The 13,916-nt window shown below is 60.6% G+C and carries 12 protein-coding genes; 7 read left to right on the plus strand and 5 right to left on the minus strand.

Annotated elements, in window-relative coordinates:
- Positions 1–70: 70 nt before the first annotated feature.
- Complete coding sequence (locus tag JJQ51_RS20330; protein WP_145635013.1) at positions 71–655, plus strand: tyrosine phosphatase family protein; 585 nt, start codon at positions 71–73, stop codon at positions 653–655.
- 71 nt (positions 656–726) lie between these two features.
- On the opposite strand, the gene JJQ51_RS20335 is transcribed toward JJQ51_RS20330, so the two are convergent.
- The 3 genes from JJQ51_RS20335 to JJQ51_RS20345 all read right to left on the minus strand — a co-directional run bounded on the left by JJQ51_RS20335 (position 727) and on the right by JJQ51_RS20345 (position 5,935).
- Complete coding sequence (locus JJQ51_RS20335) at positions 727–3,807, minus strand: efflux RND transporter permease subunit (protein ID WP_269245203.1); 3,081 nt, start codon at positions 3,805–3,807, stop codon at positions 727–729.
- A gap of 9 nt (positions 3,808–3,816) precedes the next feature.
- Positions 3,817–4,938 carry an efflux RND transporter periplasmic adaptor subunit gene (locus tag JJQ51_RS20340; protein WP_233788749.1) on the minus strand — a complete coding sequence of 374 codons (1,122 nt, stop codon included), beginning with the start codon at positions 4,936–4,938 and terminating at the stop codon, positions 3,817–3,819.
- A gap of 523 nt (positions 4,939–5,461) precedes the next feature.
- Positions 5,462–5,935, minus strand: coding sequence for a VOC family protein (locus tag JJQ51_RS20345; RefSeq protein WP_113333372.1), 474 nt, complete (start codon positions 5,933–5,935; stop codon positions 5,462–5,464).
- Between the two features lie 203 nt (positions 5,936–6,138).
- Here JJQ51_RS20345 and JJQ51_RS20350 point away from each other — a divergent pair, with 203 nt between their 5' ends.
- The 6 genes from JJQ51_RS20350 (at position 6,139) to JJQ51_RS20375 (ending at position 11,916) form a co-directional block, all read left to right on the plus strand.
- Positions 6,139–6,672, plus strand: a complete 534-nt coding sequence (locus JJQ51_RS20350; RefSeq protein WP_269245204.1) for a GNAT family N-acetyltransferase — start codon at positions 6,139–6,141, stop codon at positions 6,670–6,672.
- A 165-nt stretch (positions 6,673–6,837) separates the two neighbouring features.
- Positions 6,838–7,869: an ABC transporter substrate-binding protein gene (locus JJQ51_RS20355; RefSeq protein ID WP_442967331.1), complete on the plus strand. Its 1,032-nt coding sequence runs from the start codon at positions 6,838–6,840 to the stop codon at positions 7,867–7,869.
- The gene (locus JJQ51_RS20360) at positions 7,866–8,906 is read left to right on the plus strand and encodes a FecCD family ABC transporter permease (RefSeq protein ID WP_113390891.1); all 1,041 of its coding nucleotides are present in this window, start codon (positions 7,866–7,868) and stop codon (positions 8,904–8,906) included. The genes JJQ51_RS20355 and JJQ51_RS20360 overlap by 4 nt, the downstream gene beginning before the upstream one ends.
- Positions 8,903–9,664: an ABC transporter ATP-binding protein gene (locus JJQ51_RS20365; protein WP_269245205.1), complete on the plus strand. Its 762-nt coding sequence runs from the start codon at positions 8,903–8,905 to the stop codon at positions 9,662–9,664. Before JJQ51_RS20360 ends, JJQ51_RS20365 begins: the two co-directional genes overlap by 4 nt.
- Positions 9,665–9,813: 149 nt before the next feature.
- Positions 9,814–10,581, plus strand: a complete 768-nt coding sequence (locus JJQ51_RS20370; protein WP_113354650.1) for an SDR family NAD(P)-dependent oxidoreductase — start codon at positions 9,814–9,816, stop codon at positions 10,579–10,581.
- Between the two features lie 246 nt (positions 10,582–10,827).
- Positions 10,828–11,916: an ROK family protein gene (locus JJQ51_RS20375; protein WP_145635025.1), complete on the plus strand. Its 1,089-nt coding sequence runs from the start codon at positions 10,828–10,830 to the stop codon at positions 11,914–11,916.
- Between the two features lie 5 nt (positions 11,917–11,921).
- Here the strand turns inward: JJQ51_RS20375 and JJQ51_RS20380 are convergent, their stop codons facing one another.
- The gene (locus JJQ51_RS20380; RefSeq protein WP_269245206.1) at positions 11,922–12,929 is read right to left on the minus strand and encodes an SIS domain-containing protein; all 1,008 of its coding nucleotides are present in this window, start codon (positions 12,927–12,929) and stop codon (positions 11,922–11,924) included.
- Between the two features lie 68 nt (positions 12,930–12,997).
- On the minus strand, positions 12,998–13,888 hold the full coding sequence (locus JJQ51_RS20385; protein WP_113390920.1) for an ABC transporter substrate-binding protein: 891 nt from the start codon (positions 13,886–13,888) through the stop codon (positions 12,998–13,000).
- Positions 13,889–13,916 lie beyond the last annotated feature (28 nt).

Consider the following 13,916-nt stretch of genomic DNA (forward strand, 5'->3'; position numbering starts at 1 on the left):
ACTTCAGAGCGATGGCGCTATATCGTATCGAAGCGCCGCAGAATCGCCAGCCGGTTTGAAGGATATCACAATGAGCGTGCTTCTCTCTCCAGAACTCACGGTTTGTGGCATTGAGGAGTTGCCCGATCAATGCGCGCGAAACGTCACCCATGTGCTTTCCCTCCTCGATCCGGAATATCCCGAGCTCGATGTCTTCCACTCCTATGCCGAGCATCATCGCACGACGCTTCGTTTTCACGATATCATCGCGACGGCTCCGGGGCGGGTCATGCCCCGGCCGGAGCATGTCGAAGCCATCCTGAAATTCGGCTCCGAGTTTCAGGCGCGACAATATCCCGGGGCTTCGAGTCATCTGCTGGTGCATTGCCACATGGGCGTATCGCGGTCGACCGCCGCCATGCTGTCCTTGATGGCGCAAGCAAACCCTGATGAGCCCGGTGAGAGCCTGTTTGCTCGTCTGGTCGCCATCCGTCCGCAGGCCTGGCCGAACTCCCAGATGATCGGATTTGCCGACGAACAGCTCGGCCGAAAGGGCGATCTGACGGCCGCGCTTGCCCGCCATTACGGTCGCCAGATCAAGAGCCGGCCCGATTTCGTCGACTGGATGACGCATCTCGGACGTCAGGCAGAACTCAATATGGCGATCCCCGCGTAAGGATCGCCTCCCCCGCCTGAAGACCGACAGCCGGCACGATAGCCTCGTTACCCATCTTGACTAGCCCCCACTCAATGCGCGGGAGCCGGTTCTGGTTCTGTTTCCGGTGCATCCTTCTTGTGATGATCGGCGGCGAGCAGCATATAGACCGCCGGGACGACGAAGAGCGTGAACAGCGTTCCGATGGCAAGACCGGCAGCGATCACCAGGCCCATGTTGAAGCGGGCGACGGCTCCTGCTCCGGTCGCCAGGATCAGCGGCACGACGCCCAGAACCATGGCGCCCGTCGTCATCAGGATCGGCCGCAAGCGGATGCCGCAGGCACCTTCGATCGCCTCGCGCTTGGTCTTTCCCTCGGCCTGCAGCGTGTTTGCCACCTCGACGATCAGAATACCGTGCTTGCTGATCAGACCCATCAGCGTCACCAACCCGACCTGCGTATAGATGTTCATCGACGCGCCGCCGATGCCGAGGCTGATGAAGGCAAGCGCGCCCGCGATCGACATCGGCACCGACACGAGGATGATGAACGGGTCACGGAAGCTGTTGAACTGCGCCGAAAGCGCCAGGAACACGATGATCAGGGCGAGCGCGAATGTGGTCGCCATGCCGCTCGATTCCTGCACATATTGCCGCGACTGCCCGCCATAGTCGACCGAGTAGCCCTGCGGCAACGTCCGTGCCGCGATCGACTTCAATGTATTCAGCGCATCGCCGACGGCAACACCAGGCGCCGGCACGCCGGAGATCGTGGCCGAATTCAATTGCTGGAAATGCGCGACCGAGCGCGGCGTAGCCTGGAGTTTCGCCGTCGCGATCGCCGAAAGCGGGATCTTGTTACCGTTCACGTTCGCGATCGGATAGTTCATGATCTGATCGATGGTCTGGCGCGACCGTTGCTCGACCTGCGGGATGACCTGATACGAGCGGTTGTCGATACTGAAGTAGTTGACATAGCCGCCGCCCAGCATGGAGGCGAGCGCCGAACCGACATTGTTCATGGACAGGCCGAGGGCCGAGGCCTTGCTGCGATCGATCTGGATCGAATATTGCGGATTATCGACGTAAAGATCCTTCGTCAGGAAGATGAACTCGCCGGATTTCTGCGCTTCCTGCAGGAAGGCGGTGGATACCTCGTTGAGTTGCTCGAAGCCGCTGGTGCTGCCGATGGCGAACTGCACCGGCAGACCGCTGGCGCCGGGCAGCGGCGGTATCTGGAAGACCACGGACTGTCCGCCGGCGATCTTCGCCAGATCGGCCTGCACCAGTGGCTGCAGCTGGTCCGCCGTTCTCGTGCGCTGGTCCCAGGGCTTCAGCACCATGCCCTCGAAGGATGTGCCCGGCACCTCGACCTGCAAGGTCTTGTCGGTTTCGGGGAAGCTGCGGAAGATCTTGGTGACCTGGTTGGAATTCAGCAGCTTTTGCTGAAGCGTCGCGTTGGGAGGGTTCGTCACTTGCGCGGCCAGGAAGCCCTGGTCCTCGTTGGGAGCCAGCTCGGTCTTGGCGCTGGTATAGAGGAAATAGATGCTGCCAAGCACGATCACGGCGAAGACCAACGCCACCGGCACGGTGTTCAGGCTGCCGTGCAGCATGCGCACATAGGGCCGGTGGATTTCCGAAAAGCGGCGGTCGATGAAGTCGGAGATACGCTCTTCCCAGCCACTGCGGTCGGTCAAATGCGGCTTCAGGATGCGCGAGCACATCATTGGCGTCAGCGTCAGCGCGATGATCATCGACACGGTAACGGCGCCGACAAGCGTGAAGGCGAACTCCGTGAACAGCGCACCCGTCAGGCCGCCCTGGAAACCGATCGGAACGTAGACGGCGATCAGCACCACCGTCATGGCCAGGATCGGCCCGACGAGTTCATGCGCCGCGTCCAGCGCCGCCCTCATGGGCGTCGATCCCTCTTCGATGTGACGGTTGACATTCTCCACCACGATGATGGCATCGTCGACGACGAGCCCGATCGCCAGAACCAGGGCAAGCAGCGTCAGAAGATTGATCGAGAAGCCGAAGATCAGCATCATCGCGAAAGTGCCGACCAGCGACAGAGGTATGGCGACGACGGGAATGGCAACCGATCGCGGTGAACCGAGAAAGGCGAAGACCACGAAAATGACGATCACGAGAGCCTCGACCAGGCTCTTTACGACTTCATCGATGGAGGTGGTAACGAAAGTGCTGGAATCGTAGACGATGTAGCCTTCAAGCCCCTGCGGCAATTGCTGCTGTATACCTGGAAACACCGCGCGCACGCCGGCGATCACGTCGAGCAGGTTGGCTGTCGGGGCGATCTGGATGCCCATGAACACGCCGTCCTGCCCATCGAAGCCGATCTGGACGTCGGGATTCTGGGACCCGAGGGCAACGGTCGCGACATCCTTCAGCCGCACGATCGTGCTGCCGATCTGCTTGACCACCATTTCCTTGAATTCATCAACGGAATGCAGGTCGGTCTGCGCCGTCAGCACCGTCTGTGTCATCTGGCCGCGGGTGGTGCCGATGCCGGAGATATAGTTGTTGGCGCCAAGCGCGGTCCAGACATCGCCGGCCGACAAGCCATAGGCGGCAAGCTTGTCCGGCTGCAGCCAGGCTCTCAAGGCGAATGTTCGCGCGCCGAGGATTTCGGCCGTCTGAACGCCGTTGACCGCCTGCAATTTCGGCTGGACGACGCGCGTCAGATAGTCGGTGATCTGGTTGCTGGCCAGAACGTCGCTTCGGAAGCCGATATACATGGCGTCGATCGACTGGCCAATGGAGACCGTCATGATCGGCTGCTGCGTGCCCGTGGGCAATTGATTGAGAACGGAGGATACCTTGGCGTTGATTTCGGTCATCGCCGCATCGGCGCTGTAGTTAAGCCGAAGGTTGACGGTGATCGTCGACGTGCCGCTCGTGCTCGTCGAGGTCATGTAATCGATGCCGTTGGCTTGGGCGATGGCGTTTTCGAGCGGTGTCGTGATGAAGCCGGCAATGACGTCGGGCGCCGCACCGGGATAGGTGGTCGTCACCGTGACGACGGCATTCTGGGTCTGCGGATATTGCCGCACGGTTAGCGAACGGAACGACTGGTAGCCGATCACGATAATCAACGCGCTGACCACCAGAGCAAGAACGGGGCGCTTGATGAAGATATCGGTGACATTCATCGCCACACCTCAGTTGGGATTTGCCGGGTTCGCGTTGGGATCGTTCGACGGCTGCACCTCGTTGTTGATGATGACAGGCGAGCCGTTATTCAGTTTCAGCTGGCCGGAGGTCACCACCACTTCGCCCGCGTTCAACCCTTTGGTCACCGAGATCTGGTCGCCCCGGGCCTGTCCCGTGCTGACGAACTTCTGATTGGCGACGAGCTGCGGCTTGCCATCCGCGCCGTTGCCCTTGTCGGTCACCACATAGACGACATTGCCGTAAGGGTTGATGGTGACGGCTGTCTGCGGCAGGGAGATGTATTCCTTCGGATCTCCGACCACCACAGTTATGTTGCCGAACATGCCGGGCAACAGCTTGCGATCGGGATTGGGGAAGGTTGCCCGGATGGTGATGTTACGGCTCTGGGTATCGACGAGTGGGCTGATCGCCGTGATCTTGCCGTCGAACGTCTGATTTCCATAGGCATCCACCGTCGCTGTCACCGCCTGTCCGACCTTCAGCTGCGACAGGGCCTGTTGCGGCATCGAAAAATCGAACTGGATCGGATCGAGCGACTGCAAGGTGACAACCGCGGTTCCTGCAGGCAGATACTGGCCGAGGCTGACCAGCCTGATGCCAAGGTGGCCATCGAAGGGAGCGCGGATCGAATATTGATCGATCAGCGCCTGCTGCGACGCGACCTGCGCCTGCGCCGCCTTCCAGTTCGCCAGATCGCTGTCGACCTGGCTTTGCGCGATGGTGTTCGCCTTGATCAGCTTGGAATCGCGCTCATAGGCGATCTGCGCATTCGTCATCGACGCCTTGTATTGTTCCAGCGTCGCGATCTGCTGATCGGCAAGCAGCTGCACGATGAGATCGCCCTTCTTGACGTCCTGACCATCCTCGAATCCGATCTTCTGGACAATGCCCTGGACCTGCGCCGAGAGATTGGCGCCTTCGACGGCATTGAAGCTGCCGATCGATTGCAGCGTCGTCTGCCACGGGCTCATAGCCGCCGTGATTGTCGAGACTGTCTGCGGTGGCGACTTGAGATTAGCCAGATAGGCCGCGATCATGCGGTTCTTGAATGCCTGGAAGCCGAAGATCCCGCCAAGGATCAGGCCTATGATGATCAGCATGATGATCATGCGTTTTATCATGAGTGTCAGCTCTACTCTTCGGGAACAGGACGGGAGGAATTCTGATGGCGTCGGCGTGACGGGATTTCACGGCAATCCTCCCGGAAACCCGCAGGCACCGAAGCAGTCGCAAGCACATGACAGCCCGAGGCCAATCTTTGCATCGGAAGCGACTTTTGTGGGGACTGGCAGGTTCGGTCAGCCAAATTCCTTGGCCAAGGCCTTCATTACGCGGTCGTGCAGGTCGCCCACTGAAGACAGCGGTGACCTTGCAATGATTCCAGCTGGCGGCGTTCCGTGCGGCCATCCTCTGTAAACCTCACCAGTCAACCGCCATTGGCCTGCCTCTGCATTCGATCAAGGATAAGTTGTTATTATTCGATCCACAACAGCCGATTTCATATGCCTGAGCGCATATTTAATGGAGTCTTGAATAAAAGCAATCATAGCCCCGAGCACGCCCTCCATCCCAGATCACCATGACCTCGGCAACCTTGGGATGGGATGCGTGCTCAGCAAGCCGTTTCAGTCCTCAGCCACGCCGGGCCGCGTCGATCGCTGCCACATCGATCTTCTTCATGGTCATCATCGCATCGAAAGCGCGCTTCGCCTGATCGCCGCCCTCGCGAAGCGCCTCCATCAGAATACGCGGCGTGATCTGCCAGGAGACGCCCCATTTGTCCTTGCACCAGCCGCATTCGCTTTCCTGGCCACCATTGCCGACAATGGCGTTCCAATAGCGATCCGTCTCTGCCTGATCCTCGGTGTAGATCTGAAACGAAAAGGCCTCATTGTGCTTGAACACCGGGCCGCCATTCAGGCCGACGCAGGAGACACCGGCGACCGTGAATTCCACGACCAGCACATCGCCCTGCTTGCCCTCCGGATAGTTTCCCGGCGCGCGGATGACGGCGCCCATGGCGCTATCTGGAAAAGTCTCGACATAAAACTTGGCGGCGGCCTCCGCGTCCTTGTCGTACCACAAGCAAATCGTATTCTTTGCCATTATTCCGGTCCTCCTGCTCTCCATTTCCCGATCATTGAAATAGGCACGCAATCGCATTTCTCCACCCTCTTCAATGCCATTTCGGCTGGGCAATGAGTGGTTTCCTGTCGTAGCCTCTACATCCGACGGGGCGGTTTGATGGCTCGGCCATGTCGGCCTGCCGTTCGCTTCGTGAAACATTCGCATATGAAAGGCGAAATCATATGAGGAACATCGGCTCGCAGATCGAAACGCCGCGGCTGCTGCTCCGCCCTTCGCTTCTGTCCGATACCGCCAACTTGTTCGAATTTCTCGGCGACCGCGAAGCCATGAGGCACACTCATGTGGACGCGACACCTGCCGCCTGCCGTCGCAGGATCGCCGTTCATGAATGGCGGCGTCGACGCGACGGATATGCACCCTGGACGGTGATCAGAAAGGATGATGCAAAAATCATCGGCTGGGGCGGCCTATACGACGATCCGTTTGAACCAGGCTGGGGCTGCGAAATCGGATATTTCTTCCATCGGGATGCCTGGGGATGCGGATATGCATCGGAATTGGTCACGGCGGCGTTGCGGCTGGCGGACCGGGAACTGCGGATTCGAGAGGTCCGCGCCTTTGCCCATCCTGACAATACAGCCTCAAGGAAAATCCTGGAGATGGCAGGCTTCAGAATGGTTCGCTTCGTTCCAGAGATGAACCGCCTTCTCCTTTCCAGACCCGGACGCGAGGATGACACAGCCAACCGGAGCTGATGAAAAATACGTCTTCTGTCGGAAATGCATGGCGGGCAAAGTTTACAAATGCTCGCAGCGCAAAATAATATGACTTTTTTCCTCTTGTTTGTGACCGGGCGACGAGGCTATATCGCGCGGGCGCTTTCGTCCGATCGCGCTGACCATAGCCACCGGGATATATTCGTGACGATATTGAAATCAGTTTTGACCGTTTCAGCTCTTTGCGCGGCGCTCACCTTTGCCGCAACGGCAGCTTCCGCTGCCTCCACCAGCTATCCGCTGACCATCGACAATTGCGGCACCAAGGTCACGTTCCAGAAGGCTCCGGAACGCGCGATCGGGCTTGGACAGAACAGTGCCGAAATTCTTCTTTTGCTCGGCCTCGAAAACAAAATGGTCGGCACCGCCTTCTGGCCCAACAAGGTTCTGCCGCAGCTCGCGGAAGCCAATTCCAAGGTCAAGCTGCTGACGGTCGAATTCCCGACCTTTGAATCGATCCTCTCGGAAAATCCTGACTTCGTCACTGCCGCGCTGCCGACCCTGATGGGACCGAGCAGCAAGGTGGCAAAGCGCGAGGACTTCGAAAAGCTCAATATTCCCACCTATGTTTCCCCCAGCATCTGCCCGGCCCAGGGCGCCTCTCAGGATAAATACGGCAATGCCGCCCGCAGCCAGGTCTGGAACATGAGCACGCTCTACCAGGAAATCGACGAACTCTCGCAGATTTTCGATGTCCGCGACAAGGGCCAGGCGCTGATCGCGGATTTCAAAAAGCGGGAAGAGGCACTGCGCGCGAATGCGCCGAAGGATGGCAAGAAGCTCTCCTATGTCTTCTGGTTCTCCAGCCCGTCGCCATCCGCGGATGCCTATGTCGGCGGCAAAAACAGCCCCTCGGGTTATATCGCCGACCTGCTTGGCGGCCGCAATGCCATTACCACCGAAGCGGAGTGGCCGACGCTTGGCTGGGAGAACATCATAGCCGCCAATCCGGACGTCATCGTCGTCGCCAGCCTCGACCGCAATCGCTGGGAGCTCGACAAGCCTGAAGCCAAGATCAAGTTCCTGACCACCGATCCCGCCGTCAGCCAGCTAGCCGCGGTCAAGAACAAGGCGATTGTCGTCATGGACGGCCAGGCCATGAATCCGACCATCCGGACAATCTATGGCGCCGAGCAGGTCGCCCAGCAGCTGAAGGCGCTTGGTCTTCTGAAGTGACCGACGTGTATCGAACCCTGAGGCAGCTCGCCATCATCGGCCTGCTGCTTTTTGCCTCTCTCGCGGCGATCAGCCTGACGATCGGCGTCAGCGTCGGTATCGGTGATCTACCGATCCCGCTTTCGACGACCTTCCATGCCATCACCAACAGGCTGGGATGGACGGGGATCGAACTTAACCGCATCCACGAAACGGTGATCTGGGACTATCGCCTCAGCCGGGCGCTCGTGGCCGCTTTCTGTGGAGCGGGCCTGGCGCTCTCGGGCGCGATCATGCAGTCGCTCCTTCGCAACCCGCTTGCCGAACCCTATGTGCTCGGCATCTCGGCGGGCGCTTCGACCGGCGCGGTCGCGATCGTCATACTCAATATCGGCGCGGGCGCGGTTTCCCTTTCGGCTGGTGCCTTCGCCGGCGCGTTCGCGGCCTTCTTCTTCGTCGCTCTGCTTTCGAACGGCACGCGAGGCGGCGCCGACCGCACGATCCTTGCCGGTGTCGCCGCCTCCCAGCTGTTCAATGCTGCGACATCCTATATCGTGACGACGTCGGGAAACGCGCAGCAGGCACGGGATGTGATGTTCTGGCTGCTCGGCAGTTTCGGTGGTGTCCGCTGGCCGGAATTCATGCTGGTCGCGACCATTGTCGGTTTCGGCCTGGTGGCTTGCCTGCTCTATGCACGCGTGCTGGATGCGTTCGCCTTTGGCGACGAGGCCGCGTCGTCTCTCGGCGTCAATGTCGGGCGGGCGCGGATCTGGCTCTTCGCGCTGACCGCGATGATGACGGCAACGATCGTCAGCATGGTCGGATCGATCGGTTTTGTCGGTCTCGTCGTGCCGCATGCGGCCCGCTTCTTCGTCGGCCCGCTCCACATCCGGCTGCTGCCGGCCTGCGCCATTGTCGGAGCGATCTTCATGGTGCTGGCGGATATCGCCTCGCGCGCCCTCATCCCTCAGCAGGTTCTGCCGATCGGAGTGGTCACGGCGCTGGTGGGCGTTCCCTTCTTCTCTATCATTCTCTACCGGTTCCAGCGCGCATCATGAGCATCAAGGCCGACAACGTCATCTGGAAAATCGGCACAAAGACCGTACTCGACGGGGTCTCCTTCGAGGCGCCCGCGGGCAAGATGCTCGGCCTGCTTGGACCGAACGGCTCCGGCAAGACCTCGCTCCTGCGTCTGCTTGCCGGCTTGAAACGGCCGAATTCCGGTCGCATCACGCTCGAACAGAAGGATCTGCGACGGCTGTCCCGCCGTTCGATCGCAAGGCGCATCGCCTTCGTTGAGCAGCACAGCACCACCAACGCCAATCTCAAGGTCATCGATGTCGTGAAGCTCGGCCGGTTTCCGCATCGCTCGATGTTTTCCGGCTGGACGTCGGCGGATGACGAGGCGGTCGAAGATGCTCTCGCACGCGCCGGCATGAGGGCGAAACGCAACGATCGATGGCAGAGCCTGTCGGGTGGCGAAAAGCAGCGCGCCCACATCGCACGCGCCTTGGCACAGGCGCCGAAGGAACTGATCCTCGACGAGCCGACCAACCACCTCGATATCCAGCATCAGATCAGCCTGATGCGGCTGGTCGCCGGCCTGCCGGTCACCAGCATCATCGCTCTTCACGATCTCAATCATGCCGCCATGTTCTGCGATGAATTGATTGTCATGCAGCAAGGCAGGATAGTCGCCTCCGGCACCCCGGAATCCGTGCTGACCGAAGATCTGCTGAGAACCGTCTTTGCTGTCGAGGCAAGGATCGAAGCCTCTCCTCACCACTCCCGGCCGCATATTCACTATCTGCGATGAGATAATCCTGAACGCCCCTGATTGCCCTTGCCTCACCATGGAACCGAGCGCATCTTTCGCGATAAGCTCGGCGGGCTCGAGCGTTTCGAAGGGCATCGCAAGAAGATCGCAAGGCGCCGGTCCTGGACACGCGGCGGATGGGGGAACACATGACAGACAGGCTCAAGGGCAAGATCGCCATCATTTCGGGCGGCGCCACCGGCATGGGCGGTGCAGCCTCCCGCCTTTTCGCGGCCGAAGGCGCGAAGGTCGCGATCATCGACAGAAATGGCGATGCGGCGGCACAGACCGCGCGCGAAATCCGCGATGCCGGCGGCATCGCCGATCATTGGGTTGCCGATGTTTCGGATGAAGCGGCCGTCAATGCCGCGGTCAAGGACATCGAGGGCCGCTTTGGCGCCGTGACCGTACTGTTCAACCATGCCGGCACCATCGTCATCAAGCCATTCCTCGAGACGACGCTCGAGGAATGGGAGTGGCTGCACGGCGTCAACGTCCGTTCGATGTTCCTGGTGACCAAGGCGGTGCTGCCGGGCATGATCGCCGCCGGCGGCGGCTCCATCGTCTGCACCTCGTCGATCTCCGCCGTCGCGGCGACCCCGATGGAGGTGCTCTATGACACGACGAAGGGAGCGGTGCATATGTTCGCCCGCGCCATCGCCGTCGAATTCCGCGATCGCAATATCCGCTGCAACGCCGTCTGTCCCGGTTTCATCCGCACGCCGCACGGGCTGCGCGAGGTTGCGGAGCTGCAGGCTCTCGGCGTCGATGTCTCGGATGCGGTGATCGCGGCCCAGCAAGGGCGCATCGGCGAGCCCGAGGATGTGGCACGCGCCGCTCTCTATCTGGCCTCCGACGAGTCCAACTTCGTCAACGGCATCCACCTCTTCGTCGACAATGGCTTTACCGCCATCTGACAGAAAGGCATCCGCATGCGATCATGCGAGCAAATCGATATTTTTCAATAGGATATGACTGTCAATTTCATGACACCGATGGTAAGGGAGCTTTACGAATGACTTCACTGCCCCGGGTGTCCTTTGAGTACAGCTTGGCAACAGACCGGAATTGACGCGCCGCCGCTGACGGAGAGCGCGCGGGCGGTGCTGCGAACCATCGCGAGCAGCGGCCCCGCGACCAGACCGCAATTAAGCGCGGCGCTGATGTTTTCGAAACCCACCATGTCGGCGGCCGTCAGCGAACTTGAACGGCACGACCTGCTCGCGCCGGTCGGCATCAATCGCGGCTCGATCGGACGAACCTCCGTCACCTACGGTCTAGGACCAAAGGCGGGCTTCGTCGTCGGCGTCGATTGCGGCACGACCCATATCAACGCCATTGCCCGCGGCCTCGACGGGACAACACTCGCGACCGTCGAAATGCCGCTTGTCGACAAATCCGCCGATGAACGGTTTCGTCTGATAGAAGATGTCGTCGCACGATTGCTTTCCCAGTTCGAGGCACGATCGACGCCGTTGCGCGCAATCGCGATCGCCCTGCCGAACATCATTTCCGCATCGCTGGAGAGAATGTCCGGCCGCGAAACCTTGATACCCGTTCTGGAACATTTGCAGGCCATCTACGCCGCGCCCGTATTGCTTGAAAACAACGTCAACTGCGCTGCCCTTGCCGAATATCACGAAGGATCGGCAAAACAGTATTCCTTCGCGATCTACATGCAGATCGGCGTGAAGACCGGCATGGGCATCGTGCTGGACGGCCGGCTTTTCCGGGGCTTTAAGGGTGGCGCCGGCGAAATCGGCCACCTGCCCTTTCCGTGGTCGCAACATGAGCGGCCGAAATGGCAGCAAGTGGAAACCTATATGGGATCCACGGCCCTTCTCGAGCGCGCGGCGCTAGATTGGCCCGAAAACGAAGGTGCGCCGCCGAAAAGCACCAGCGAGCTTTTTGCCCGCATGGAACAATCCCGCACGGCGCGCGCCATTGTCGAGCAGCACGCCCGCGATGTCGGAAACCTGGCCGCCGCCTGCGTCAGCGTGCTCGATCCGCAACTGATCGTGCTTGGCGGCGGCGTCGGGCAGAACCCGCAATTGCTGCCGGGCGTGAGGGATGTGGTGAGGGAATTGTGCTGGCCTGTGGAAGTGGTCAATGGCCAGCTATCGAACCAGGCGACCGTTCTTGGCGCCGTGCGCCTCGCCATCGACTTCGCCATGGCGAGACTTTTAGGAGAGGAAGGCAAGGCCGCCTTCCTTTATCCGAATGCGCTGACCGTGGGTCGCATCAGCATCTGAGAGGTTCACATGTCGCGTTTGGTATCGGTCTGACGGTAGCGGAATTCGCAGACCGGCAGGCCGGCATCCTCCGAGAGCGTCGCGATCAGCAACTGCGCGGGAATTGCCTGCAGAATGGCATCGCCAATGCCTTCGGAGAAGGCCGGCACATGGATGACGACGAGATTGTCGGCATCCGCGATATCGGTCCGCGCGGTGACGAGGACGGAGGGAATGCCGAAGCCGGCGAGATCGCGCGCCAGCTTCACCTCGCGACCGTTGCCGAACAACAGGACGCCGCTATCCCTGTCGTTCGGCTCCATCGGCCCATGGAGAAAGTTCAGCGTATCCCAATCCTGGGCGGCGACGCGCGCGGCCTCGCGGATCAGGAGCGCGGCATAGCCGGCCGTGCCGAGTGCCGTGCCCGCACCAACGCAATCGATTGACGTCTTGCCGGCCAGCAACTTGGCTCCCTTGTCGGCCTGGGCGCGCGTTTCGGTTAATACGGCCTCGGCGCGACCTGAAAGCTCCCGCCAATTCGCGCCGGACGGGCGACCGGCCTTGTCGATGAGCAAGGCCGCGCTCAGAAGCGATCCGAGATAACTTGTCGTATTCGGACCGCTATCCGCGCCGCTCTCGGTTGCGATCATATGCTTCACGACCCGCGAAATCGGCGTGCAGTCCGCCTTGGCGATACCATAGGAATGGGCGTTGGGACGGAGCTCCATCGCGCGCGCCGGCTCTTCGCTGCGGCCGGAGGCGGAAAAAGCGATATAGGCCTCGCCGGCATCGACGGATGGGTCATGGAGATCGGTACCCGGCAGGGCGAAGGCGCGCAGGCCCTGCGCGCGCATCTGCGCCGCGGCGACGACGGCCGCATAGAGGCTGGCGCCGATCCCGACGAGGACCGTCGGTCCACGCCTTACCGGCTCCAGATCGAGCGTTTCGAGCCGTTTGGAGACGGCATTGAAGCAGGTATTGAGGGCAGCGGGCTGCAATGCGATCGCTTCGCGGTAAGGCACTCTGTCTGTCATGATCATTCCCATTTCGTTGCAAGGAATGGCGGCCGCGTAAGTAGCGGCCGCCTGAGGATTGGCCGATCTCAGTCCAGCTTCATGTAGTCGGCGAAGCGCGCCGCATCGTTGATGGTGACCTTGTCGAGTTTGTTCTCGCCAAGGCCCCATTTCTCGAAGATCTTGGCATAAGAGCCGTCGTCGATCATCGACTGCATGGTGGCCGCCAGCGCATCGCGCAGCTTCGGATCATCCTTGCCGACGAGCATTGCCTGGTAGCCCACCGCATATTGGGCACCGGTCACGAGCTCCAGTTTCTTGTTACCCGCCGGCTGATGCTGGAGGCTGTAGGCCGCGACGCCCGTCGTATCCATGGAAAGATCGACGCGACCGCTCTGCAGCGCGATCTTGATCTGGTCGTTCGAGGGAAACTGCATGACGTTGAGCGGCTTATCGGCCGGGCAAAGCGTCTTCTGCTTGTCCAGGAGCTGAAGCGGGATCGAGCCTTGGACCGCGCCAGCATTGAGCCCACAGGCGTCCTTCAGCTTGTGCACGCCCTTCGGATTGCCCTCCAGCACGATGATGCTGGTGCCCTCCAGCATGTAGTTGACGACATCGACGATTTTCTCGCGCTCGGCAAAATCGCCGAAGGCGGACATGCCCATATCGAAACGGCCGGCCTGGATGCCGGGAATGATGCTGGCGAACTGCGCCGGCACGTCGGTGAACCTAACGCCGAGACGCGCGCCCATCTCGTCGCGAAGATCGCGTTCGAGACCGATGATCGTCTTATTGTCCTCGCCGTAGAAATCGTAGGGCGGTGTCTGCGGTTCCGTCCCGACCTTGATCTCGCCCGAGGACTGGATCTTTTCGGGCAGCATGGCGTGCAGTTTCTGGTCGACGCCCGCGCCCCAGGCCGTGGAGCTCGCGAGCATGGTCGCCAAGGCGAAGGTGATTGTCAGCTTTGTCTTCCCTGTCATTGTCATTCCCCTTTTTTGCTCGTGCACG

Source organism: Rhizobium sp. AG207R, assembly GCF_027109195.1.
GTDB lineage: Bacteria > Pseudomonadota > Alphaproteobacteria > Rhizobiales > Rhizobiaceae > Rhizobium > Rhizobium dioscoreae.

What these genes read in the sequence shown, in the direction of transcription:
- JJQ51_RS20330 (WP_145635013.1), top strand. Translation starts at nt 71, where the DNA reads ATGAGCGTGCTTCTCTCTCCAGAACTCACGGTTTGTGGCATTGAGGAG.
- JJQ51_RS20335 (WP_269245203.1), bottom strand. Translation starts at nt 3,807, where the DNA reads ATGAATGTCACCGATATCTTCATCAAGCGCCCCGTTCTTGCTCTGGTG.
- JJQ51_RS20340 (WP_233788749.1), bottom strand. Translation starts at nt 4,938, where the DNA reads ATGATCATCATGCTGATCATCATAGGCCTGATCCTTGGCGGGATCTTC.
- JJQ51_RS20345 (WP_113333372.1), bottom strand. Translation starts at nt 5,935, where the DNA reads ATGGCAAAGAATACGATTTGCTTGTGGTACGACAAGGACGCGGAGGCC.
- JJQ51_RS20350 (WP_269245204.1), top strand. Translation starts at nt 6,139, where the DNA reads ATGAGGAACATCGGCTCGCAGATCGAAACGCCGCGGCTGCTGCTCCGC.
- JJQ51_RS20365 (WP_269245205.1), top strand. Translation starts at nt 8,903, where the DNA reads ATGAGCATCAAGGCCGACAACGTCATCTGGAAAATCGGCACAAAGACC.
- JJQ51_RS20370 (WP_113354650.1), top strand. Translation starts at nt 9,814, where the DNA reads ATGACAGACAGGCTCAAGGGCAAGATCGCCATCATTTCGGGCGGCGCC.
- JJQ51_RS20375 (WP_145635025.1), top strand. Translation starts at nt 10,828, where the DNA reads ATGTTTTCGAAACCCACCATGTCGGCGGCCGTCAGCGAACTTGAACGG.
- JJQ51_RS20380 (WP_269245206.1), bottom strand. Translation starts at nt 12,929, where the DNA reads ATGACAGACAGAGTGCCTTACCGCGAAGCGATCGCATTGCAGCCCGCT.
- JJQ51_RS20385 (WP_113390920.1), bottom strand. Translation starts at nt 13,888, where the DNA reads ATGACAGGGAAGACAAAGCTGACAATCACCTTCGCCTTGGCGACCATG.